The following is a 24,698-nucleotide window of genomic DNA, read 5'->3' on the forward strand; positions in this document are numbered from 1 at the left end:
CTATACCGTCGCGCGGTATAATGGGCGTGGGGCGCGCGCATCGCAAGCGAGGTGGGACGGGAGGGCAGGTTCGAGTGGACCGGTCCGGCCATCGACCGGTCCGCCGCCCGGTGCCGGTTATTCGCTTTCTTGGGCGAGCAGGAGGCGTTTCCGGTCGACGCCCCACTTGTAACCGGAGAGCTGTCCGTCGCCGCGAACGACCCGATGGCAGGGCACCACAACCGCGACACGGTTGCCGGCGCACGCCTGCGCGACGGCGCGACTCGCGCCGGGAGCGCCGATTGCGTGGGCCACCTGCGCGTACGATCGGCGTTCGCCCGCCGGAATCGCCTGAAGCGCGTTCCAAACGCGGCGCTGAAACTCGGTTCCGGTCAGATCCAACGGTATTCGATTCGACGGCTGTTGTTCCGGATGGCGCACGCGATCGAGTACGGCGCGCACCCACGTTCCATTCGCCGAGTCGTCGCGATCGATGGAGGCCTTCGGAAAATCGGCGCGAAGCGCGCGCTCGACATCGGCGTCCGTGGCGCCGAGCTCGACCGCACACACTCCGCGTTCCGTCGTCGCAACCAGCACGCGCCCGATCGGTGCGTCTTCGATCGTGTAAGCGATCCGAACGCCGGCACCGCCTCGCCGATAGGAGGCGGGTGTCATACCCAACGACTGCGCGGCACGCTCGTACACGCGACTGCTCGACCCGAATCCGGCTTCGTATGTGGCGCGACTCACCGTGTCGCCGGCGCGCAAACGCGCCTTGAAGCGCCGCATGCGAGCTTCGGCCTGATACGCCTTCGGCGAGGCGCCCACGACGCGCTTGAACGAACGCTGCACGTGCGATGCGCTCATCCCGACCGCCGCGGCCAATTCGTCGAGCGACACGAGACGGTCGGTGTGCGCGTCGAGGTATTCGCGCGCGCGCTCGACGGCGGGATGGACTCCGGCATCCGTCGGCTTGCAACGGCGACACGCACGAAAGCCCGCGCGCTCCGCTTCGGCGGTCGTCGAAAAGAACTCGACGTTCGCGCGCAACGCGCGCCGCGACGGACACGACGGCTTGCAAAACACCCCCGTCGAGCGGACGCCGTACACGAAGCGTCCGTCGTAGGTCGAGTCTCTCCGCTCGACCGCATGCCAGGCGGTGGAGCTCGAGATCCTGGTCGTTTCGTTCGAAGTGACGGCCATCGTCGCCATGATTTGCTCCCGTTGGTAGGCACGCGCAACCTACCCCCGCACCGCGCCGCCGAGCTATCCGAACCTTGCTCTCAAATTTCGCCTGCTGCGCTCTTCAGCGCGGCCGGGTTCGGGGTGGGGCTGACCTCGGGCGGCTCGGCGCGTGTGTGATCGCGCGCCTTTCCCGCGGTCAGACGTTCTTGATTTCGGTGATGAGGCCCGTGAGCGAGGCCTTGGCGTCGCCGAACAGCATGCTCGTGCGCTTGTCGTAGAACAGCTCGTTCTCGATCCCGGCGAAACCGGCGGACATGCCGCGTTTGAGAACGATCACGCTCTTGGCATGATCCGCGTTCAGAATCGGCATCCCGTAGATGGGCGACGCTTTGTCGTTGCGCGCCGCCGGGTTCACGACGTCGTTCGCACCGATGACCAGCGCGACGTCGGCGCGATCGAACTCGCTGTTGATCTCGTCCATGTCGTACAGCTTGTCGTACGGCACGTTCGCTTCGGCGAGAAGGACGTTCATATGGCCTGGCATTCGCCCGGCCACCGGGTGAACGGCGAATTTGACTTCGCCGCCGCGCTTTTCGATCAACTCGGCGAGCTCGCGCACGGCGTGCTGCGCCTGCGCGACGGCCATGCCGTAGCCGGGAATCACGATCACGAGCTGCGCGTACGCGAGTTGGATCGCGGCGTCTTCGACGCTGATCGAGCGGACGCTCAACCCGGCCGACGACTTGGCGCCGATCGCGGCCGTCTCGCTGCCGAACGCGCCGAAGAGCACGTTCCTGAACGACCGGTTCATGGCCTTGCTCATCAGGATCGACAGGATGAATCCCGACGCGCCGTCGAGCGAGCCGCTGATGATCAGGATGACGTTGCCGATCGCGAACCCCATCGCGCACGACGCGAGGCCGGAGTACGAGTTGAGCAACGCGACGACCACCGGCATGTCCGCGCCGCCGATCGGTATGACGAACAGGATGCCGAACACGAACGACGCCGCGATCATCGCGTAGAACGCCCAGCCGGCCGCCGGGTCGACGATCGTGTAAACCGCCAGCGCAATGATGCCGAGGAAAAACGCCGCGTTTACGAGATTCTGACCCGTGTACGTGACGGCCCTCGATGTAATCCATTCCTGGAGCTTGCCCGCCGCGACGATCGTTCCGCCGACGGTGATGGATCCGAGAATGATCTCGAAGTCCAGCGCGAGCATCGTCGCGCGCGTGGGCAGCCCGCCGGCGACGATCTCCGAGTGATACTCGGCGACACCGACGAGCGTCGCGGCGAGCGCGCTGAACGTGAGCGCGATCGCGATTCGCTGCGGCATCGCCGTCATCGGCACCCACTGGCCCATCGGGTAGCCGATCACCACGCCGAGAACGAGTCCGGCGGCGATCCAGCGGTAGTCGACGAGGGTGTGGTTCAGCAGCGTGCCGACGATGGCGAACAACATGCCCACCGCCGCCTGCTGCATGCCGCGGCGGGCTCGGTCGGGGCGAGTGAGGCTGCGCAGTCCAAGAATGAACAGCGCGGAGGCGATGAGGTAGCTCGCCTGGATGAAGAGCTCGCGCATCAGCGCGGTCCCGCCTTGTTGTCGCTGCCCGACTTGAACATCCGCAGCATGCGGTCGGTGATGAGGAATCCGCCGACGATGTTGCTCGACGCGGCGACGACGGCGATGAATCCGAGGATCGTCGCCACGTGATCGCGCGCCGAGCCCGCCGCGATCAGCGAACCGACCAGCGAGATGCCGGAGATGGCGTTCGTCGCCGCCATCAGCGGCGTGTGGAGGAGCGGCGGCACGCGCGAGATGACCATGAAGCCGACGAATGCCGCCAACATGAAGACGTACAGTTCGAGAAGATTCATTGTTTGAGCACCCGTCCGTCGTGGGTCATCAACATCGCGCCGGTGATCTCGTCCGTCGGGTCGAGTTGGAGAACGCCGTCCTTCACGAGATGCTTGAGCAGCTCGAAGATGTTCCGGCCGAACATCTGGCTGGCGTGGAACGCCACGGTGCTCGGCACGTTGAGCGGCGCGATGATCGTGACGTCGTGAGCCTCGACTGTTTCGCCGGGCTTCGACAGCACGCAGTTGCCGCCCGTCTCCGCGGCGAGGTCCACGATCACCGAGCCGGCACGCATCGATGCCACCATCTCGGCCGTGATCAGCTTGGGCGCGGGACGTCCGGGAATCGCCGCGGTGGTGACGACGAGGTCCTGATCCTTGATGTGTCCCGCGATCGCGGCGAGTGTGCGCGTCTGTTCGTCCGTCGTCTGTGCTCGCGCATACCCGCCCGCGGCTTGCGCGTCTTCGGCGACCAGCTCGTTCGCGACGAACGTTGCGCCGAGGCTGAGCACTTGTTCGCGAGCGGCGGGGCGCACGTCGAAGGCCGACACCACGCCGCCCAATCGCCGGCCGGTGGCGATCGCCTGAAGGCCGGCGACGCCCGCACCGATCACGAAGACCTTCGCCGGCGAAATGTTGCCGGCGGCCGTCGTGAGCATCGGGAGAAACTTTCCCAGCGCCGAGGCGCCGATCAGCACGCCTTTGTAGCCGGAGACGGTGCTCTGCGACGAGAGCACATCCATCGACTGGGCGCGTGTGATGCGGGGAACGAGCTCGAGGGCGAGAGCGGAAACGCGCCGCTCGGCAAGAGCCTGCACGACGTCGGCGCTCTGACCCGGCCTCAGGAGAGAGATGAGGGTCGACCCCTCGGCGATTCGGGCAATCTCCTGAGAGTCCGGGGGCTGGACCTTCGCGATCACCGGGGCAGCGGCGAAGGCCGCGGCCGCGTCGGGCACGATGGTCGCGCCGGCCGCCTGATACGCGTCGTCGCGGAAGCCGGCGCGAATCCCAGCCCCGCGCTGCACGGCGATCTCGAGCTTCAGTTGTTTGACGAGCCGCGCCACGCTGTCAGGCGCGAGTGCGACCCTCTGCTCGCGGGGAGCGGATTCGGATGGAACGCTGATTTTCATGAAGTTGCGGGTGTCGGCACGCGGGCGTCTCGCGTGCTAACGCGCGCCGTCGGGGAAACGCTGCTGAGCTTGAAGCTACGCGCGCCGGGCGGCGGCGCAAACAGCCGGGCTGGAGGCGTTGGGGCGTCACGACTTGCGCGACCCTTACATCTCGAGGGTCGCGTCGCCGTCGCATGAAGTTTGATATTCCGGTGTCGTCACCTCTCGGGAGCCGGCCGTGGCCACGTCTCGTTTTGGGTCTCGATTTGGGGGTCGCGTGCGATTCGCCGCGTCGGCGGTCGCGACGCTGTCACTCGCCTCACTGCCGGTGGACATCGCGGCGCAGAAGGCGCCCGCTGCTCCGGCGGCGGCCAAATCGTTGCCTCTCAAGCACACACCCGAGCCGACGACCGCCGCGATCACTGCGGCCGACTTGATGACTCGCCTCTATATCTTCGCCGACGATTCGATGATGGGGCGCGAACTCGGCACGCAATACCACCTCAAGGCGACGGCCTACATCGAATCCGAAGTGCGGAGACTCGGCCTGACCCCTGCCGGCGACAGCGGAACCTTCTTCCAGGATCTCCCGGTCTTCGATCACAAGGTGTCGCCGAAGACTTCCATAAGCATCGAGGGAAAGTCGTTCGCCCTGGGCACCGATTTCGTTCCGCGCGATAACTCGTTGTTTGGCGGCAAGGTGCGGCCGATCGACAACACACAGGTCATCTTCGGAGGGACGCTCACGCTCCCGGTGGACACGGCGAAGCTCGTCGCGCCGACGGCCGCCGAAGGAAAGTTCGTGGTCCTCGCGGTGGCCAACGGGCCCAATGGCAAACCGCTGATCGCCGGCTATCGACAGCCGCTCACCGGCTACTATCTCAAGTCCGCGGCCGTGGCGGTCGTCTCGCTCGAGGGCTTCGAGCCCGATGAGCGGAAGGCGCTGATGGAGGCGTCCGAGGGGCTCGACGACCCGCCGCCCGGCGGCATGCCACAGGAAATGCTGCCGGCGTTCTTATACGTCACGCGGGCGATGGGCGCCGCGCTCGCGGGCAAGTCGCTCGACAGCCTCACGCGCGCCGCGCCGGGTGGGACCATCCACGGCGCGATCGTCTTCGATTCGGTCCGCGCTCCGGCGCGCAACGTAGTCGCGATTCTCAAGGGGAGCGATCCCAAACTTGCCGGCCAATACGTCGCGATCGGCGCGCATAACGATCATATCGGCTTCAACCACACGCCGGTGGATCACGATTCTCTTCGCGCGTTCGACGCAGTCGTCCGTCCGCAGGGCGAGGACGATCGCGACCGCCCGGCGACGGCCGAGGAGCAGACGAAAATTCGGCAGATCATCGACAGCCTCCGGAAGAAAAATCCGCCGCGGCTGGACTCGATCTACAACGGCGCCGACGACGACGGCTCGGGCACCGTGGCCACGCTGGAAATCGCCGAAGCGTTCGCGAAAGGCCCGGCCAAACCGAAGCGCTCCATTCTCTTCGTCTGGCACGCCGGAGAAGAGAAAGGCCTCTGGGGCTCGCAGTACTTCACCGACCATCCAACGGTCCCGCGCGATTCGATCGTCGCGCAGCTCAACATGGACATGATCGGGCGCGGCGCGTCATACGACATCAAAGGCGGCGGGCCAACGTACCTGCAACTGATTGGCTCCCGCCGGCTCTCGACCGAACTGGGAGACATCGTCGAGGCGGTCAACAAGACGCAGCCGAGGCCGTTCAAGATCGACTATCAGTTCGACGCAAATGGACATCCGCAGCAGTACTACTGCCGCAGCGACCATTACGAGTACGCGCGATACGGAATTCCGATCGCTTTCTTCTCGACCGGCGGCCACCGCGACTACCACGAGGTGACCGACGAGCCGCAGTACATCGACTACGACCATCTCGCGCGTGTCGCGACGCTGGTGTACGACATTGCGCTCAAGGTGGCGAACCTCGAGCATCGGCCGGTGGTCGATCATCCCAAGCCGGACCCGATGGGTCAGTGTGTACAGTGATTTTGCCGGGCTGACAGCTCGGTGAAAGCGTGACGGCCGCCGCGCTGGCGGGGGTCTACCACTTGGCGATACCGGACGATTCTCGTCTCGGCGGCGAACGTCGGGGGAGCATGGATCGAGCGCAGCGCATTCTGGGCATCGCGGGCAGCGTGCGGCGGCAATCTTTGAACCGGATTCCTTTCCGGGCGGCACAGGAACTAGCGCCGCAGGGAATGGCGATCGAGATTGTCGAGCGGTTGTACGAGATTCCGCCGTACAAGGACGTGCGCGATCCGTCCCCTGCAAACCTCACCCCTCGAGAACAAGCCAGCGGCAATCATGAGCGCGAGCACTAGAATCAATGGTGGCATGAGAGCGCAAGCGCACCTGCGCCAAACCTTCACGGAGTCACCCGCGATGCCGCGGTCCGCAACGTTCGTCGTCTGGACTCGTCGCCTTGCTCCGGTGGCCGCGGCGTGCGTCGCGCTCGTCGTGACGGCCTGCGGAGGCGGTGGCGCCGGGGGAGGTGCGACCGGAGCTGGTCGCCCGGTGACGACCCCCGCTCCTACGCCGGCGCCGCTCACCACCGGTGGCCCGCCACCGTCGTTCTCGCGGACCACGGCCGATCTCAAGGTCTCGCGCCTCATCGATGTACGCGAAGGCGTGTCCAAGACGACGCTCTGGCGCGGGGCGAACGAAGTGCTCTCGTCGAAGTATTCGATCGACGTCAGCGATCAGAAGGCAGGCTTTCTCATGACGCCCTGGCAGGCGAGCTTCTCGCGCGCCGGCATGCCCGACCTTCGCTATCGCACGCGTGTGATCATCCGTTTCGTCGGCGAGGATTGGAAGCAGGTCCTCGTGCGCGCCGAGGCGAACTGGCAGCGCGACGACGAATGGGACGTTGGAGTCGACAACGCCCTCCTCGACGAAGTCTCGAACGAAGTGAAGACGAAGATCGGCAAGAAAACTCCATAGGACGAAATTGCCGAACTCCGAAGTCCTCGAACGAGATTTCCAAAACTCCGACACTTCCAAAACCGAAGCCTCCCAAAAAAAGACGGCGTCAAGAGCGAAAGAACATCGCCTTGACGCCGTTGATGTTTCCGGGACTTCCGCTGCTGCTCTATTGTCGCGGGAGCAAGGCGACGAGAGCGTATTTCCCGCTCTTGCTCTGGACGAAGACCGCGCCGTATTTGAGCGCCACCAACGTCGTCGATCCGGTTCCTTTCTGCGTCACAGGGACACGGATTTCGAGCGGCATCTTCGCCGTGTCGCCGGTAAACGTCGCCGAAGCCCAAACCGCCTTGGTCGCGCCGATCGTCTGATTCGGATTGAAGATGAAGCTCAGGTACTTTCGCTGATCGTCGGTCATTCCCGGGAACTTCTGCGCCACCTTCTCGATGTCGCCGCTCTTGATTGCGACGACGAGCGCTGAGATCGCGGCGGTGTCGAGAGCCGGTTTTAACGGCTTCGGAGGTGTCGTATCAGCCTTAGGCGATACCAACGCCCCGGGCCCCTTCGCTGTCCCTGACGTGTCAATCGCGGGATTCGTCGCGGCGACCCCGGGTGGCGCCGCGTGCGCCGAGTCGGTCTGAACCGTCGTCGGAGGAGTCGCCGCCGGTTGCTTCCCATGCGGCCGGTTCACGAAGAACACGACCGCCGCCGCGATCGCGACCACGCCGATCAACGATCCGATCAACGCTCCGCGCCCGCCCTTCTTCGCCGGTGCGACGCTCGTGCCGCCGACCTGTGTGTCCGTCGGCGCCGTGATCACCGCGGCCGGCATAATGCTCGTCGCGTCGCTGCTGTCGCCCACGCCCTGCGTCATCGTGCGCGGATCCCAGCCGCTCAACGTCAACGCCGGATCCAGCTGATCGCGTGCTTCCGCCGCCGTCGCCACCCGATCGCTCGGCGAGCGGGCCAGCATGTGCACGATCAGCGTGTCGAGCCGCGCCGGCAACGCCGGTATGAGATCTCGAATGTGCGGCGCCGGCTCGTGCAGGCGTCGTCGAATCATCTGCTCGCGAGTGTCGGCGGCGAACGCGGCATTGCCCGTCAGACACTGGAAGAGAATGCAGCCGAGCGCGTACACGTCGGTGCGCGCGTCGACCGGATCACCGAGCAGCTGCTCGGGACTCATGTACTCGGGCGTGCCGATCACGAGTCCGCTCTTGGTGAGCGCGTCTTCCTTCGAGTCGTTTACCGCCTTCGCGATACCGAAGTCGACGACCTTTGCGATCTCTTTGCCCGCGCGATTCCGTGTGACGATGACGTTGTCGGGCTTGAGATCGCGATGGACGATGCCGAGCTCATGCGCGGCATGGAGTCCGTCGGCGACCTGGCGCGCGAGATCGATCGCGCGGCGCGGATCGAGCGCGCCGTCTTTCTGGAGGATCGACGACAGCGACTCGCCGTCGACGTACTCCATGACCAGGTAGACGACCTTGTCCGCTTCGCCGTAGTCGAAGACCGCGGCGACGTTCGGGTGCAAAATGCGCGCGGCGTTCGACGCCTCGCGCGCGAATCGCTGTGACGACTCGGTGTCGTTCACGAGCGACGGGTTCATCACTTTGATCGCGCATTGGCGGTTCATCTTCACGTGCTCCGCCAGATACACCCGTCCCATCCCGCCTTCGCCGAGGCGTGCCAGAATGAGATAGCGATCGGCGATGACTCGGCCGACGAGCGGATCCCCGCCCGTCTTTGGCCGGAGTGGCGAACCGTCTTTTGGACAGAAGCGGTCGGACGTCTCGTATTCGCCGCCGCACTGCGGGCAGACCTTGGTGACCGCGACCGTTTGATCGGGCGCCGGGGTCGGCTGTTGTGCGATCAGCCCCGAGCCGAGATGGCTATCGAGCAGGGGATGCGGCGAAGCCGCGGGATGCGGGCCGGTATCGGACGTGCCCGTTCCCCCGGCGCGCTGGCCGGCGGGTCCCGCCGCGGAAGGCTGTTCGTCGTCGTCCTGGTGATCGGCCATTTTCTCGGGTCTAGTCCAAGTCCCGACGCATCGCCCCAAATCTACGCGCCGCAGCGCTTTCGCGCTCGGGGGGAATTAGGCCAATTCGTGCCGATGCCCCAGGCTGCTGGGGCAACCTGGGGCATCGGAAGAGGGGCGTTCGGGGAACCTTGGAACCCGTTCGCCACTCGACCTTCAGCGGCCGCGTTACGGCTTCGCGATGCGACGCCGATCCTGACGAATGTCCCGCCTGTCTGCGCGGATGTCGTGCTTGTCACCCACGACGTCGCGGCGGTCCTGACGGACGTCGCGGAGATCCTGCCGAGCTTCCTTGTATTCGCCCGATTTGACGTCGTGGCGAACGTCGCGCTTGTCGGCGCGCAGGTCGCGCTCGTCGGTCCGCACGTCGTGGCGATCGCGCACGAGGTCGCGATGATCGCGCCTGAGGTCCCGCGCTTCCCGCTTCGTAGTCGGGGTCGGGGTTGTCGTGGTCTGTGCGCCGGCGATTCCCGCCGCGGCGACCGCCATCGCCGCGCCGAGCACGGCCGTCTTTACGCTCCTGATCATGTGCCGCTCCTGTGAACGTTCTTGAGTGTTTCGTCATGCACCGGGTGGTGCCTGCATACACTCAGGAGACGAGAGCTGCACTTCGATCGTTAAGACCGGGCGTTGCGGGGGCCGCCGTAGGTCAGAAACGGCGGGAACCTATTCTCTCAAATGGTGTTACGCCGACCGAACAAACGCCGCTCAAGAGTCGGCGCGAATCACCATCCGTTGCGGCTGCGAAGATTCGTTACATGCGCGACGTGGTGCTTCCCATGCCATTCATACAAGGCGAGCATCTGGTCGAGGTTCATCACGCCGTTCTCGGGATGTTTCAGCGTCCGCGCGAAGTCGGACGCCGACATGGCGCGCAGTACCCGGATCCACCGGTCATGGACCGCGTCGAGCAGCGCGAGCGACGTCGCGATCGGCGTGGAGCGTGAATCCTCGAGACGCGCCCACTTCGCCTCGTCGTACGGCTTGATGGTCGGCGTGTCTTCCGTGAGCGCGAGCTTGAAGCGCGTGTATGCGTTCAGGTGGCTGTCGGGTACGTGGTGCACGACTTGCCGGACGGTCCAACCGTCGGGTCGATACGGTGTGTCGAGCTGCCGGTCGTCGAGTCCGGAGATCGCGGATCGGAGGAGCGTGGGCGCAGCGGCAATCGCGTCGATGGCGGTGCGCCTTTGATCCGACGTCAGCGACTGAGGCCGCTGGTAGCGTCCGACGGGATATCGCAGATCTTCCATAAGAGGGCCGTGTCGCGGTGAGATGGATGACGGTGTCGGAGCGAGCGAGGGAACGCTCCATCATCGGAATGTACTGGTGCCGAGCACGTACTTCATTCGAGGATAGAAAAAACAATGGCCGGGTCGAACGAGCTGACGGGTCCTGATCTCAGCGAAGGCGTCGACGCAGCGAGTATCGAGCGCGGCGGAGCGCTCCTCGGTCACGCAAGTGGCGAAGCTGTGCTGCTCGTCAGGCCTGCCACGGGCGGGGGCAGCGACTTCTGCGCGATCGCCGCGACGTGCACGCACTACGGCGGTCCGCTCGCCGAGGGACTGTTCGATGGCGACACAGTTCGGTGTCCGTGGCACCACGCGTGTTTCAACGTTCGTACGGGCGAAGCGTTGCACGCGCCCGCCCTCTCTCCCGTCGCGCGTTGGGCAACGGAGCTGCGCGACGGCAAAGTCGTCGTGACCGGCAAGTTCGAGCGAGACCCACTCGCGCCTTCGGGATCCGCGTCGTTCACGCGCGACCCGTCGATCAGGAACGTGGTGATCGTCGGGGCCGGCGCGGCGGGAAGCGCGGCCGCGGAAATGCTTCGCCGCTGCGGGCACGATGGCGCAATCACGATGGTCGACTCCGATGACGCCGCGCCCTACGACCGGCCCAATCTCTCGAAGGATTACCTCGCCGGAAACGCCCCGGAAGAATGGATTCCGCTTCGTCCGGACGACTTCTATCGCGGTCACGGCATCGAGGTCGTGCGGAGCCGAGTCAAGCGAATCGACACGTCGCGGAAGCAAATCGAGCTCGAGAACCGAGAGCCGCTCACGTACGACGCGCTCCTCCTGGCCACGGGCGCCGAACCGGTCCGACTCGACACGCCGGGAGGGAACCTGCCGCACGTCCGCTACCTGCGAACGCTCGCCGACAGCCGCGCGATCATCGCCGCGGCTGAGAAAGCCAGGCATGCGGTCGTCGTCGGATCGAGCTTCATCGGTCTCGAAGTCGCTGCGTCGCTGCGCGCGCGAAATGTCGGCGTCGACGTCGTCGCCCCGGAAACGCTTCCCCTCGGGCGCGTGCTCGGCGATCACCTCGGCACGTTCATCAAAGGGCTGCACGAGGAGCACGGAGTCGTCTTCCATCTCGGACACACCGCGCAGCGAATCGAGGAGGACGCGGTCGTGCTCGACGACGGCACCCGGTTGCCGGCGGATCTCGTGGTGTTCGGCGTCGGCGTGAAGCCGCGTCTCGTACTCGCGGAAGACGCCGGCCTGAACATGGACAAAGGCGTGGTCGTTGACGAGTTCCTTCGGACGAGCGCGGCGAGCGTGTACGCGGCGGGCGACATCGCGCGATGGCCGGACCCGCACACGGGCGACCGGATCCGTGTCGAGCATTGGGTCGTGGCGCAGCGGCAGGGACAAGCGGCGGCTCGCAACATGCTCGGCGCGCACGAGCCATTCGACGCGGTCCCGTTCTTCTGGAGCGCGCACTACGACATCAGCATCAACTACGTCGGGCACGCCGAAAAGTGGGACAAGGTCGAGGTGTCCGGCAAGGCGGCCAAGCACGACGTCGCCGTGCGTTTCCTGCGCGGCGGCCAACTGTTGGCCCTGGCGACGTTGTTCCGCGACGAAGAAAGCCTCAAGGGCGAGTTCGACATGGAGCGGCAGACGGGAGCAGTGGCCGGGGCCCGGTGACCACCGGGGGCGGCCCGCTACGCTTGACATAATGCGGTTCAGCCAAAATATTCTCTCCTTGAGACAATATTTTCTCTAGCCGATGCCTCGAACCGCTTCGACTTCGACCAACCTGAGCCGCCGAGAGCGGCAAATCATGGACGTGGTGTATTCTGCCGGTGGCGCAACGGCGGCGACCATCCACGCGCGTCTTCCCGATCCGCCGGTTGCCGCGGCGGTTCGGACGATGCTGCGCATCCTCGAGAGCAAAGGGCACCTGCGCCACGAGAAAGATGGTCCGCGGCACGTCTACTATCCGACCACACCGCGCAACGTCGCCCAAAAGAGCGCCGTGCGTCATCTCATCGGCACGTTTTTCGGCGGGTCGCGCACGGCAGCCGTGGTCGCGTTGCTCGATGACGCGGATCGCCCCCTCACGGGAGCCGAGCGCAGCGAATTGGCGAACGTCATCAAACGATTACGGGCCGAGGGGAAATAGCTCAAATGGTGACGCTCGCCGACTTTCCGGTTTCCGCCGCGGACAGCGCGCGCGCCGCCGCGTCGGTGTACACCGCGTCGCTGTTGGCCACCGCGCCGATCGTCGGCGCCGCCGTGGGAGCGCTCGCGCTTCGTCGCGCGTCGGCCGAAGGGCGAGTGCTCGTGTGGCGTGCCGCGGCCGTGCTGCTGCTCGTCGCTTTCGTAGGCCGCGTCCTTCCGCTGCGTCTCGCCGGGTGGTCGGTTCCGTCCGTCGTCGCCGCGCCGCTCGTCGCGCTCGGGCGCATTCGCGTCGCGGACTTCGCGCCGCATCGGTTGGCGGGTGGACCGGACTGGATTCAATTCGCGTTCGCCGCGTACCTCGCGGGCGTGCTGGTCGCGCTGGTGCCGACGGCCGTGGCGTCCAGGCGTGCGCGGAGAATGCTGGCTCGAGCGCGGGCGCTAAACGGCGATCGGTCATGGGCGAGCGACTTGGAGAATTCTCGATCGCGGCTCGGCGTCCGCCGCGGCGTCCGGTTGTTCCGAAGCGGCGACGTGGCTGTGCCGATGACGTGGGGTGTCCTGCGTCCGGTGATCGTGTTGCCGGCTGCGGCCGACGGTTGGTCGCGAGCTTCGCGCCGGATGGTGCTTTGTCACGAGCTCGCGCACGTGCGCCGCGGCGACTGGGCGTTCGGGCTCGTCGCTCGCGTCGCGGGCGCGCTCTACTGGTTCCATCCCGGTGCGTGGTGGATCGGGCGGTCGCTGCGTCGAGACACAGAACGCGCCGCCGATGACCGAGTGATCTCGTCGGGCGTCGCACGCAGCGACTACGCGGAGCTCCTGATCGCCGTGTCGTCGGCCGGCCCGCCGAGCGTGCAAACGGCGCTCGCGCTCTCGGCCGGAGGCCGCGGGGAGGGGCCGCTGCGCTCGCGTCTCGCTTTGATTCTCGACGCGCGACATGACGTCCGGCCGCTGGCGAAACGCTGGGTGCTCGCGGTGACCGCCGCGTGCGCGATCTCGTCGGTGCCTCTGGGAGCGGTGGAGGTCGTGCCGACGCGCGACGTGCTCGCGAGCTTGATGCGCGATTCGCGATGGGAATCGCGCGCGTACGCCGTGATCGGGTTGGCGCATCACCCGGACACGGTCGCGTTTGCGCGTAGCGCCGCTGAGCGCGACCCGAGTCCGCGCGTGCGGGCGTGGGCGCGCTACGCGCTCGGCCTGCGCCCCGACAGCGCGTCGGCTTCACCGGCCGCGCTTCGATAGGAACTTTCACAGTGGAGTAGGTCATGCGGGCTGCCGATTGGCTCAAAGAGACAAAAAATTATCTATTACTCATTACCGTCGCGGCGTTCGGCGCCGGGTTCGTCGACCTCGTCCGCGGCGGCATCACGGTATCGGCCATCCTTCTCGCGATCGCGTACTGCATTCTGGTGCCGCTCGTGATCTGGCATCGGACCAGCGGGGGAGAAACGGGCAACGCGGAAGGGGAGCGGCCGTCGTATCCCGCCGCGGGAATCGTCTCGGCGTGCGTGCTCGGGCTCTATCTGCTGACGCTGGCGCCGTCCACGGCGATGTGGGACACGAGCGAATACATCGCGGCCGCCTATACGTTCGGCCTGCCGCATCCACCAGGAAACCCGTTGTTCGTGATCGTCGGCCGGGCGTTCTCGCTGCTGCCGGTCGCGCCATCGGTCGCGTCGCGAATCAACGTGCTCGCGGCGATCGCGAGCGCGGTGGCGGCAGGGTGCTGGTTCCTGATCACGGAGCACGTGTTGCGCGGCTGGCTTCGGTCGCGAGCGCTGCGGATCGTCGGCGCCACGGCGGGCGCGTTGATCGGCGCGCTCGCGTTCACGGTGTGGAACCAGTCGGTCGTGAACGAAAAGGTGTACACCGTTTCGCTCGCCGGAATCGCGATTGTCTCGTGGCTTGCTGTGCGTTGGACGCGCGACCCTGAGGGGCCGTTCGGCGACCGTCGTCTCGTGCTCGCGGCGTATCTGTGCGGCCTCGGGTACGCGAACCACATGGCGGGCATGCTTCCGGTCGGCGCGCTGGGCGTCGCGATTCTGGCAATTCGTCCGCGTACGCTGCTCCGCGGGCGGCTCATGTTCGCGTGCGCCGGCGCCGCTCTCCTCGGATTGAGCCCGTTCGCCACGCAACCGATTCGCGCGGCGTACTTCCCGGCGGTGAACGAAGGCGAGCCCACCGGCTGCCGCACGAAGCTCGAGCTGTCGTGCACGCTCTCGAAGGCGACGCTCGATTCGTTCCTCTACAACTTCAACCGCGGACAGTACGCCAAGCCTTCGCTCGAGAACCGCCAGGCGAGCCTCGGCGAACAGGTCGGCATGTGGTGGCTCTACTTCAAGTGGCAATGGATGCGCGACGCGGACGAGTCGTGGCCGCTCACGCAGTCGCTGCTTGCGGCGACCTTTCTCGTGCTGGGGCTCGCTGGCGCGCGGGCGCACGCGGCGCGTGACCGGCCGAGCTTCTGGTACTTCAGCGCGCTCATGTTCACGATGACGCTGCTGCTGGTCTACTATCTCAACTTCAAGCTTGGGAGCTCCCAGAATCCGACGTCGCCGCAGGACCATGAGGTTCGCGATCGCGACTACTTCTTCATCTGGAGCTTTTCGGCGTGGGGAGTGTGGGCGGCTCTGGGGCTGGTCTACGTGTGGGAGTCGCTGGCGGCGCTCGTCGGAACTCGCGACGCAAAGAAGGGAAAACCATCGGAGGCCGAGCCGACCGGGTGGGGGTGGGTGTTGACGTCACCGGCGATGGCGCTCGCGCTGGTTCCGCTGGCGACGAACTGGAGTGCGGCGCCGCGCTCGCATCATCAGGCGACGCGCAACGTCGCGGCGGACATGCTGAACTCGGTCGAGCCGTACGGCGTGCTCGTCACCGTCGGCGACAACGACACCTTCCCGCTGTGGTACGCGCAGGAAGTCGAGGGAATTCGCCGCGACGTCGTGGTGGCGAACACGTCGCTGCTGAACACCGAGTGGTACGCGCGGCAGATCATCAGGCGCCCGATCTACGACTACGATGCGGCGCGGGGTCCGGCGATTTATCGCGACAAGGTCTGGCACAAGCCGACCGCTCCGCCGCTTCACATGACGTTCGCCGACGCCGATTCGTATCCAGAATACATTCAGCTCCCGGGGGCGATGGTGTTCAACAGCGGCGCGCTACACGCGACGATCGACCCGCGGCGGTTGGAGAACGGCGTCCTCATGCGCGCCGACGCTCTCGTGCTGCGGATGATTCAGGATTCGTGGCCGGATCGTCCCATCTATTTCGCGCGATCCGCCGGCGGATATCCGCGGTCGCTCGGACTCGGCGACAACGTGTTGACGCAAGGGTTGGCCTCGAAGCTGTTCGTGCCACCAACCGCGCAGACGCGAGACACCGTCTACATCGAAGGCGACGCTTGGCTCGACGTGGCGCGATCGCGGGCGTTGTGGAACGACGTGTTCACGGGGCCGCGCGCGATCGCATCCGAAGGGCGTTGGGTAGACCGGCCGTCGGTGAGCATGCCGGCGCTGTACCTGTTCGGCGGTGTCGAGCTGTCCGAGGCGTTGCGCGCCGAGGGCGATTCGAGGGGCGCGAGCGCGGTGTTGGCGACGACGCGCGACGTGGCGCGCGCGACGCGGCTGGACGACGTCGTTCGCGGGGTGGAGCAGGCGATGCGCCGCCCAGAGACGGCGGACTCCGCCGGCGTGACGCTCGCGCCGGCCGGGGAGACGCGGCTCAAGACGCAGAGTGCCGAGCCGATCAAGCCGCGCCGCCGTTGAAGGCGCTTCGCGCGAGTCGCGTCGCGCGAAGAAATCGGAACGCGGCCACGCTCGAGTTTGTCGCGAAAGCCGGACACGAAGCGGACTGTTACGTTTGCTAATCAGATAATCGTAATCACGTTCCGAATTTCGTATTGACCCTCGTGCGACGCCTCCTATATTGTCGGCGTCCCGCGGTGGCCCTGCGCAGTGTCGTCGGCCACCTCGCACGGACGGCGTGGACGACGATGGATATGGGTCCGGTGCGCGGCACATCGCGTATCGGACCCACATCATCTCGCCGTCGGCGACGCCCGACGAACACGGCTGTGCCCACCGCCTAACGCCGGCGGCGCGGCGGAATCGCGGGGCGTCGTGGTCGCGCCGAGCCGGCGCGCCTTCCGTGATGGCCGATGTCGGTCATCGGTCGGGCGCCGCACCCTTCGCGAACAATTCACAATCAGCGTCACGCGTCGCGAAAGAATCGACGCGGCCATGAGCTCCCCACTCTCTCCGGTATTGGAGGAGGTCGCATGCCGAGTCCCACTGCAGTCCGCCCGATCGAGGGCAGCGAGAGACGCCCCGCACCCGGTGCGCGCCGGGTGGCCGCGGAGAATCCGTCGGCCAAGCTTTCCGTCACCATTCGCGTGCGTCGCCGCACCGACGCGCCAGCCTTACCGGTTCATCACAACGCCGACACGACCACCGGTCACATGTCGCGCGAAGAGTTCGCCGAACGTTTCGGCGCGTCGAAAGCCGACCTCGACCTCGTCGTGTCGTTCGCGCGCTCGAAGGGGCTCGAGGTCGAAGAGACCAGCACCGCTCGACGCATCGTGAAAGTGTTCGGCACGGTCGAACAGATGAACCAGGCGTTCGGCGTCGACCTTGGACGCTACGAATCGACCACCGAGACCTATCGCGGCCGTGAAGGCGCCGTGAACATGCCGCAAGACGTCGCGCAGGTCGTCGAAGGTGTGTTCGGACTCGACAATCGACGGATGGCTCGCCGCGCGGGAACGCGCGTCGCGCCGCGTGCACCGAAAGCGTTCGCGCCGGCGAGCGGCCGCATCGGCACGGTCGACACTTCAACGGAGCTCGGAGGGGGACCATCGCTCAACGTCAGCGCGCTCACACCGCCGCAGGTCGCGTCGCTGTACGACTATCCGGTCACGCCCGGAGCAGCCGGACAGACGATCGGCCTCGTCGAATTCGGCGGCGGTTTCGCGCAGACGGACTTGAATCAATTCTTCAGCGGTCTCGGCGGAGGATTCACCGCGCCGACACCGGTGGTCGTCGGGATGGATGGTGTGACGAACAACCCCGGGGCCGACATCAACGAAGACGGCGAAGTCACGCTCGACATCTGCGTCGCATCGTCGGTGGCGGCCAACGCCGGCGTCGCGGTCTACTTCGCGCCGTGGACCGAGCAGGGATGGGTCGACGTCATCACGAGCGCCGTGCACGACGCGACCAACAATCCGTCGGTGCTCTCGATCAGCTGGGGATGGCCCGAGTTCGAGGGGATCGAAGGATTCACGTGGACGCAGCAGGCGATCAACGCCGTGAACCAGACGTTCCAGGACGCGGCCGCGCTCGGCGTCACGGTGTTCGCCGCATCCGGCGACAGCGGTTCGGATTGCGGACAGGGCGACGGCGCGGCGCACGTGCTGTATCCGGCGTCGGATCCGTTCGTGAGCTCGTGCGGCGGGACGCGCATCAGCGACGTCTCCGGCGCGTCGTTCACGGAGACGACGTGGTCGCAGTCGTTCGGCACGACCGGCGGCGGCATCAGTGATTTCTTCTCGCTGCCGACCTATCAGATCGGCGCCGGCATTCCGCTGTCGGCGAACGACGGTCATCAGGGCCGCGGAATTCCCGACATCGCCGGGAACGCCGATCCGGCGAGCGGCTACAACCTCGTCGTCGACGGCTCGAGCTTCCCGGGGGTTGGCGGCACGAGCGCCACCGCGCCGCTCTATGCGGCTCTGGTCGCTTTGTGCAACGCGCGGCTCGGACGCACCGTCGGATTCTTGAATCCGCTGCTGTATGCGCTCAACAACACCGGTGTGATTCGCGACATTGCGGACAATGCTAGTAACGCGACCGGTGGTGCGCCCGGCTATACCGCGGGCCCGGGTTGGGACGCGGCGACCGGACTCGGCGTCGTCGACGGCCAGGGATTGCTCGCGGCGCTGACCGCGCGGTTCATGAAGGAAGTCACGATCATCACCGATCGCAGCACGTTCGGAAAGGACGAGATCGACGCGATGCTGCAGGTCTCGAATCCGGCCGTGGTCGACGCGGCCTTCTACGTCACGGTAGACGGCTTCACACCCGCAGAACTCGGCATCACGACGACGAATCCGACGCCGGCGCAGTTGCAGGCGTGGGCGCCGACCTTCACCGAGTCGCCGACGCCGACCGGCTTCACGATTCGTCCGAGCGCGCTCGTCGCCGAGCTGCCGTCGCTGCCGGCGCAGCCGCAGCGATTCACGTTCGTGTACCAGGTCGTGTTCACGAATACGAACGCGTTCACGGCGGAGGACATCCCGGTCTCGCTGACGGCGACGACGCATTCGACGTCGGGCACGGCGGTGATCGATCTGATCACGCAGCCGAACCCGTTCATGGTCGACGGCCCGGTGTCGTGGCTGAGCACCGACGTTCGTGTGTTCCAGCTGCAGCCGGGGCAGTCGCTGGCGGGTCTGCCGAGCGTGGTGATGGGAACCGGCGCCAACGCGGCGAATTCGTTCATCACGAACATCATCGGCGCGTTCAACGCTCACACGCCGTTCGGGCATCCGTTCGACCTCATTTCGACCGACGAAGACACGTCGAAGCTCGAGCTGTCGGAAAAGGTGAACGGAACGCCGGTGTTCAACTTCGCCGTGGCGCGTGTTCGCTATCGCGCGTTGTCGGTCGACGCGACGCAGGTGCGCGCGTTCTTCCGCGCGTTCCCCGCCTCGACGACGTCGACGACGTATGACGTGTCGACCACGTACCGCAGCGCGGTGAACGGCACGACGAGAATCCCGTTGCTCGGCACCGTGGCCGGCGAGGTGACGACGATTCCATTCTTCGCCGCTCCGCGCGTCGACACGGGCAGTCAGACGATGGACGCGCAGACCGACTTCGCGAACGTGCAGACGATTCAGCACGACGCGAGCGGCAACGAGCGCGATGCGTATTTCGGCGTCTGGGTCGACATCAATCAGCCGAACCAGCTCCGCTTCCCGGTGAACGTCACGTCGGACGGGCCGTTCACGTCTGGGCGGCAGAGCGTTCAGCAGTTGGTGCGCGGCATTCATCAGTGCATGGTCGTCGAGCTCGCGTTCGATCCCGAGCCGATCACCAACGGCCAGTCGCCGGCGACGTCGGACAAGTTGTCGCAGCGCAACTTGTCGATCGTGTCGTCGGACAATCCGGGCACGGCGGCGTCACACCGGATTCCGAACACGTTCGAGATCAAGCCGACCCACGAGATCTTGCCGCCGGGCTGGACGCCCGACGAGATCATGATCGATTGGGGCAATACGCCGGCCGGGGGCGAAGCGACGATCTACCTGCCGGGCGCGCACACCGGTGAGATTCTCGATCTCGCGGCGAAGATGTACGGCATGACGACGCTGCGCCGGATCGACGACCACACGTTGGCGTGCCGCGCCGAAGGCGCCACGTGGATGCCGGTGCCGCCGGGAGCGGGCCCGGGCTACGCGGGTCTGCTCACGATCGATCTGCCGGCGACGGTTCGTCGCGGACAGTCGTTCACCGTCGTCGTTCGACAGATCACGTCGAGCGCGACGAAACACGTCGAGCCGCCGACGCCGCAGCCCCGAACGCGGTCGAAAGGCGCGCGTCCGACGCCTGTACCGACGAAACCGACTTCACGACCCGAGTCGCGTCACACGCTGGGCGCGTTCCAGATTCAGATTCCGGTTCGCACCAAGCAGACGATCCTCGAACCCGAGGAGCGGACGTACTCGGTTCTGAAGTTCATCGAGCAGACGATCCCGCACGAGAACCGCTGGTATCCGGTCTTCGAGCGATACGTCAGCGTGATCGGCGATCGCGTGAAGGCCCTCGGCGGCGATCCGACGCGGATTCGTCCGTCGCCGGACGGAAGCGGCGTGCACCCGGAGCCGCACACGGGCGGGAGCCCGAAGCCGTCGCCGACGCCCGGCAGTGACGTCCGCGTTCGATTTACCGGAAAGGTCGATGGAATCGTTTACGACCGCTTCGGTGATTTCGAAGGCTTCGTGCTCGAGACGGAAGACGGTCCGCGTCACTTCAAGTGCCGCGAGACCGAGCTGGAACACGTCCTGACGCGTGCATGGAACGGACGCGTTCGGACGGCGGTCGTCGTCGATGTGGATTCGGAGGAGCGGCCGCAGGAAGTGATCCTGTATGCCCCGCCGGCCCCCTTCCGGAACGGAGACGGCCATCGCTGACGCGTGAGCCGATCGTCGTGTAAGTCGCTGGAAAACACTTTGGGTGACCGGCTCAGTCGAGTTGGTCACCCAAAGCGCGAACAGCCGGGAACAACGATTTTCACGGATTGGAACAGCGATTCACGCGGATGAAAAGGAGGGGTGATCCAAAACGCTCATCCGCGTGAATCGCCGTACACATCCGCGCGAATCGGTGGTCGGCTGTTGCGGTTTTTCCTTCATGGCAGCGACGCCATCGCTCCGCGGAAGATCGCGGGAATGTCCTCGTCCTTGATCTGGGCGAGATTCACGAAGCCGATGAGGCCCGGCTTCGCCTCGATGGCCGTCCGTTGCTCCGGCGTCAGAAGCGATACGACGGTGCGCACGTCGTCGATGTAGCCTCGGTAGCTAGCGATGCCGGCGGCGTGCCAGTGCTCGCGGACTTCCGCGCCGCCGTAGTTGCCTTGGCGGGATACGAGATATCGGGCGACCTCGGTCGCGATCGAATCGCGCCGGACTGAGTACCTCTTCGACATCTTCGATGCACTATCGACCTGCTCCTTCGTCAACGGCACGCTGTCCTTCTGCTGCAGGAACTGATCGATCGGGTTGAAGCCGCGGGCGATGCGGTTTTTGATTTGGTCCACCGTTAGCGCGGCGCCCTCGGAGCCACGTGGGCGGAGCAATGACTCGAGGAACTGCGTCTCGCGGTCCGGACCGACCTCGAGCCTGACGTCGAGCGTAATCACGAACGGCGAACGGAACGCGCTGCGGAATTGCGTCGTGCTGCCGAAGAGCGGGTTCACGGTGTAGTTGAACCGGTTCGTGGTCGGGTCGAAGCCGCGCACCGTGAGCAACGTCGGATCGGCGAACGCGGACTGTCCCCAGCCGTGCAACTTGTCGGATCTGTGGAGCGCCTGATCGAGCCCGCTCAAGATGTTCGTGAAGATGAGTGTGACCGATCCGCGGTTGCGAAAGCCGAAGCGGTACGGATCGGGAGAGAGGGTCATGTTCAGCTGCGGGAACGACCACGGGCCGACGCAGCTGTTTCGGCCGGCGACGCTGCCCACCTGCTTCTGGAGACACGAGCGCGCCCACGACGGCGCGTTCTTGAGCAGTTGAGCCATGCTCGCCGACGTCGTATCGGCGCCGGAAGGCGAGAAGATGAACGCGCGGTCGTTGGAGTAGCCGTCGCCGTTCACGTCGCCGGCGACGATCGGCGTGAACGGCGTGCCCGATTGCATGCGCGCCTGGATCGCGACCGTGCCGAGATTGCCCTGATTTCGATTGTACGAGAAGGTCACAACGTGCTTCGCGATGCCGCCGCGCGACCATGTGACGTCGCGTGGATCGCCGGCCGTGCTCTGAAAGCCGCGATACTGCTCGCGCGCGTCGTTGTACGTATAGGATATGGACGAGAACCAGAACGCGCTGTTCGGCCCCGTGAAGAAAATTCGAATCGGCGCGTAGTTGAGCGTGAAGCCGATCGAGCGTACGTCGCTGTGAAGGTCGGAGCGCGCCTCGGCCACGTGCGCGAAGTCTGACGAGACCCGCGAGTCGGAAAAGGTCTCGGCGCCGGTGGTCGGTACGATGCTCGTCGGCGCGACGTAGATCGGCCGGTTGGCTTCGTTCGCGAGGCTGAAGCGGGTCGTCGGATTGAAGTTCAGATCATAGTTGCCGGCCACGCTGCGGTTGATCGCCCACGTCGCGTTCATCGACACACGGAACATGGTGTTGAGTGTGTAGTTCATGTTGAACGCGGGGCGCCAACTGTCGTACAACGAGTAATTCGGCGCGAAGAGCGCGACCGGCGGCGTCGTCTGCGCGAGCGGCGTCGACGCGGCTCCGTTGGCGCACTCGCTCGGAATCGATTCGCCGTGCTGATAACCCTGCCAGTCCGGCGTCGGGGCCGCGCCGCCGATGCAGTACAGCTGTTGAATGGCGCTCGGCAGCCCGGTTTGACGCGTGTACGAATCGACCGAGCGCGTCGACAGGGTACCACGGTACTCGCGAATTCCGCCGCTGATGTTGCCGCGACGGCCGAAGGGAAGGCCGTTGATCTTGAGGACCGGGAACAACGGCCACATGAACCCGATCATCGGCATCACGCGCACGCCGTCGGGAACGTGGTCCGTGCGCACGCCGAAGATCGAATCGACCTTGGCATTGTACGCCGGCTCGAAGCCGAAGCGGTTGCCCTCGACGCGCACGCCATACTGGAAGGTCGGACGCCCGGGCGGCGGCGAACCGATCGTGATGTATCCGGGCGCCGTGTTGTTGGTGTTGAACACGTCGCCGATTCCGATCGCGCCGGTCATTCCCGTGCCGCTCGTGTGGAGCGCGGTGAGTGTGCGCGAGAAGCTGGTCGGCGTGCCGTTGGCGAAATCGGTGAGCGAGTTGAACGCGAACGTCCCGAAGCCCGCGTCCTGCTGGACCGAGTATCCGTCCAGCGTCGCGTCCAACGTGAGCGAGACCGAGTGGTGCCGGTCCCAGGTGTTGTACGTCGTCGCGTTCCGGAGCTCCGTCGACCACGTCTTGCTGTCGCTCTGCGGGGCGCTGGCTCCGCCCACACGCACGTTCGAGATGCCGACGCCTCCGTCCGGCAACCCGGACGCGAGGAGGATGTTGGCGGCCGGAAGATCCAGGTAGGGGTTCGTACGATCCTGCGCGCCGCCGAAGCTGATCGTCGTTTCGTTCAGCGTGTTGCGCGGGAGATACTTGGCGGCTGTGAACTGCGCCCACCCGTCACGATGTGTGATCTCACCGCCCGACGACGGAATCGACGTTGCGCCCACCATCGCACCGCCGTTGTTCCGCACCGTGCCGCCGAACTCGAGGTAATAGTCGTCGAACGTGGCGTCGTTCAGAAAGAAGTTTCCGGGTGCCGGCGGCGGCACGTTCGGCTCGAAGTCGAAGCGGAACGAGAGGCGGCCCTCCGTGTTCTCCCGGCCGTTTGGCACGCGCGAGGTGCGCTCCGGAATGCCCGTCGTGCCGATGAGGCCCATCAGCCGGTTGACGGAGTCGCGGTTGATGTGCAGCGCGAGAAGCGATGCATCGTTCGCTGATTCGAGGCTCGTCAGACTGCTCGCGCGACGCGAGAACTGATACGCGGTGGAGTAGAAGACCTTGTCGACGACTATGGGACCGCCGACCGATCCGCTGGCGATCTGCTGGCCGTAGGTGGTGCCGAGGTTCGACGCGACGGGAGACGTCCACTGCAACCCGGGAGCGTCGAACGTGACGTGCGTGGATCGGGAGATCGTATTGTTGCCAGGCTGCATTCGCAGCGACTGCTGCACGCCGGCAAAGCCGCCGCGGCCGGGATCGTACGAGGCCGACACGACCGCGACGCGGAATCCGTCGCGCGGCACGGCTGCCCCGAAGTTCATTCCATTGAGCACCAGGCCGTTCTGGTCGCTGCCGATCCCAAACGCTGAGATGCTGAGCGATCCGTCGATGTTGGGCGTCACCGAGATGCCCGGCAGTGTCGCCATGAGGGCTGAGAGGTCTCCGGTGACGTCGCCGCTGAGGCCGCTCGATGGATTCTGATACGACGTGGTCCCGCCCACGCTGAAGTCTCCATTCGCGTCCGAGCGAGCCGCCTTGGGACGCTCACCGACAGACTTTACGGCGTCGAGCTGGGCAGCCACCGGCGACATCTTGAAGTCCACCTCGGGCATCGTGCCATCGGGGCGGCGCGATACCGTCCGTCGCTGCGGCGCCTGGCCGAGCATCGTGACGGCCACGATGTACGTGCCACCGCCGTTCTCGATCGTGACTGAGTAGCGGCCCGTCGAATCGGTGCGGGTCGGGTGCGGCACCTTGGCCGCGGTATCGACCACCATCACCACCGCGTTCTGAAGGGCCGAACTGTCCGCGGCGACCACTCTGCCGCGAATGACGTCCGTTCGCTGCTGCGCGAGCGCGGCTCGGCCGAAGAGGGACAGCGCGGCTACCACGATGGTGCCGCGGATCAACGGGCGGATAGGCATCGGGGAGT

The 24,698-nt window shown here is 65.9% G+C and carries 16 protein-coding genes; 8 read left to right on the plus strand and 8 right to left on the minus strand.

Annotated features, from left to right (window positions below; translation table 11 throughout):
- Positions 1 to 117 precede the first annotated feature (117 nt).
- The 4 genes from ada to VGQ44_04280 form a co-directional block, all read right to left on the minus strand.
- The gene (gene ada / locus VGQ44_04265) at positions 118 to 1,191 is read right to left on the minus strand and encodes a bifunctional DNA-binding transcriptional regulator/O6-methylguanine-DNA methyltransferase Ada (GenBank protein ID HEV8446003.1); all 1,074 of its coding nucleotides are present in this window, start codon (positions 1,189 to 1,191) and stop codon (positions 118 to 120) included.
- Positions 1,192 to 1,360: 169 nt separating this feature from the next.
- Complete coding sequence (locus VGQ44_04270; GenBank protein ID HEV8446004.1) at positions 1,361 to 2,749, minus strand: NAD(P)(+) transhydrogenase (Re/Si-specific) subunit beta; 1,389 nt, start codon at positions 2,747 to 2,749, stop codon at positions 1,361 to 1,363.
- Complete coding sequence (locus VGQ44_04275; GenBank protein ID HEV8446005.1) at positions 2,749 to 3,045, minus strand: NAD(P) transhydrogenase subunit alpha; 297 nt, start codon at positions 3,043 to 3,045, stop codon at positions 2,749 to 2,751. Before VGQ44_04275 ends, VGQ44_04270 begins: the two co-directional genes overlap by 1 nt.
- Positions 3,042 to 4,154 (minus strand): Re/Si-specific NAD(P)(+) transhydrogenase subunit alpha, encoded by a 1,113-nt coding sequence (locus tag VGQ44_04280; GenBank protein HEV8446006.1) that lies wholly within the window; start codon positions 4,152 to 4,154, stop codon positions 3,042 to 3,044. The genes VGQ44_04275 and VGQ44_04280 overlap by 4 nt, the downstream gene beginning before the upstream one ends.
- Before the next feature lie 256 nt (positions 4,155 to 4,410).
- On the opposite strand from VGQ44_04280, the gene VGQ44_04285 reads away from it, so the two are divergent.
- The 3 genes from VGQ44_04285 to VGQ44_04295 all read left to right on the plus strand — a co-directional run bounded on the left by VGQ44_04285 (position 4,411) and on the right by VGQ44_04295 (position 7,101).
- Positions 4,411 to 6,147, plus strand: a complete 1,737-nt coding sequence (locus tag VGQ44_04285) for a M28 family peptidase (protein HEV8446007.1) — start codon at positions 4,411 to 4,413, stop codon at positions 6,145 to 6,147.
- Between the two features lie 29 nt (positions 6,148 to 6,176).
- Positions 6,177 to 6,482, plus strand: coding sequence for a hypothetical protein (locus tag VGQ44_04290; protein ID HEV8446008.1), 306 nt, complete (start codon positions 6,177 to 6,179; stop codon positions 6,480 to 6,482).
- A 61-nt stretch (positions 6,483 to 6,543) separates the two neighbouring features.
- Positions 6,544 to 7,101, plus strand: a complete 558-nt coding sequence (locus tag VGQ44_04295; protein HEV8446009.1) for a hypothetical protein — start codon at positions 6,544 to 6,546, stop codon at positions 7,099 to 7,101.
- A 148-nt stretch (positions 7,102 to 7,249) separates the two neighbouring features.
- Here VGQ44_04295 and VGQ44_04300 read toward each other — a convergent pair whose 3' ends face one another.
- From VGQ44_04300 to VGQ44_04310, 3 genes are all read right to left on the minus strand, one after another.
- Positions 7,250 to 9,103: a protein kinase gene (locus VGQ44_04300; protein ID HEV8446010.1), complete on the minus strand. Its 1,854-nt coding sequence runs from the start codon at positions 9,101 to 9,103 to the stop codon at positions 7,250 to 7,252.
- Positions 9,104 to 9,289: 186 nt separating this feature from the next.
- Positions 9,290 to 9,649: a hypothetical protein gene (locus tag VGQ44_04305; protein HEV8446011.1), complete on the minus strand. Its 360-nt coding sequence runs from the start codon at positions 9,647 to 9,649 to the stop codon at positions 9,290 to 9,292.
- 197 nt (positions 9,650 to 9,846) lie between these two features.
- A complete protein-coding gene (locus VGQ44_04310) occupies positions 9,847 to 10,371 on the minus strand; it encodes a putative metal-dependent hydrolase (protein HEV8446012.1) in 525 nt (174 codons plus the stop codon).
- A 114-nt stretch (positions 10,372 to 10,485) separates the two neighbouring features.
- On the opposite strand from VGQ44_04310, the gene VGQ44_04315 reads away from it, so the two are divergent.
- The 5 genes from VGQ44_04315 (at position 10,486) to VGQ44_04335 (ending at position 20,719) form a co-directional block, all read left to right on the plus strand.
- The gene (locus VGQ44_04315) at positions 10,486 to 12,051 is read left to right on the plus strand and encodes an FAD-dependent oxidoreductase (GenBank protein ID HEV8446013.1); all 1,566 of its coding nucleotides are present in this window, start codon (positions 10,486 to 10,488) and stop codon (positions 12,049 to 12,051) included.
- An 82-nt stretch (positions 12,052 to 12,133) separates the two neighbouring features.
- The gene (locus VGQ44_04320; GenBank protein HEV8446014.1) at positions 12,134 to 12,529 is read left to right on the plus strand and encodes a BlaI/MecI/CopY family transcriptional regulator; all 396 of its coding nucleotides are present in this window, start codon (positions 12,134 to 12,136) and stop codon (positions 12,527 to 12,529) included.
- 5 nt (positions 12,530 to 12,534) lie between these two features.
- Positions 12,535 to 13,767, plus strand: a complete 1,233-nt coding sequence (locus tag VGQ44_04325; protein HEV8446015.1) for a M56 family metallopeptidase — start codon at positions 12,535 to 12,537, stop codon at positions 13,765 to 13,767.
- Between the two features lie 23 nt (positions 13,768 to 13,790).
- Positions 13,791 to 16,292: a DUF2723 domain-containing protein gene (locus VGQ44_04330; GenBank protein ID HEV8446016.1), complete on the plus strand. Its 2,502-nt coding sequence runs from the start codon at positions 13,791 to 13,793 to the stop codon at positions 16,290 to 16,292.
- Positions 16,293 to 16,804: 512 nt separating this feature from the next.
- Positions 16,805 to 20,719 (plus strand): S53 family peptidase, encoded by a 3,915-nt coding sequence (locus VGQ44_04335; protein HEV8446017.1) that lies wholly within the window; start codon positions 16,805 to 16,807, stop codon positions 20,717 to 20,719.
- A gap of 218 nt (positions 20,720 to 20,937) precedes the next feature.
- Here the strand turns inward: VGQ44_04335 and VGQ44_04340 are convergent, their stop codons facing one another.
- Positions 20,938 to 24,690 (minus strand): carboxypeptidase-like regulatory domain-containing protein, encoded by a 3,753-nt coding sequence (locus VGQ44_04340; GenBank protein HEV8446018.1) that lies wholly within the window; start codon positions 24,688 to 24,690, stop codon positions 20,938 to 20,940.
- Positions 24,691 to 24,698 lie beyond the last annotated feature (8 nt).

The sequence above is a fragment of the Gemmatimonadaceae bacterium genome (assembly GCA_036003045.1).
Lineage (GTDB): Bacteria > Gemmatimonadota > Gemmatimonadetes > Gemmatimonadales > Gemmatimonadaceae > JAQBQB01.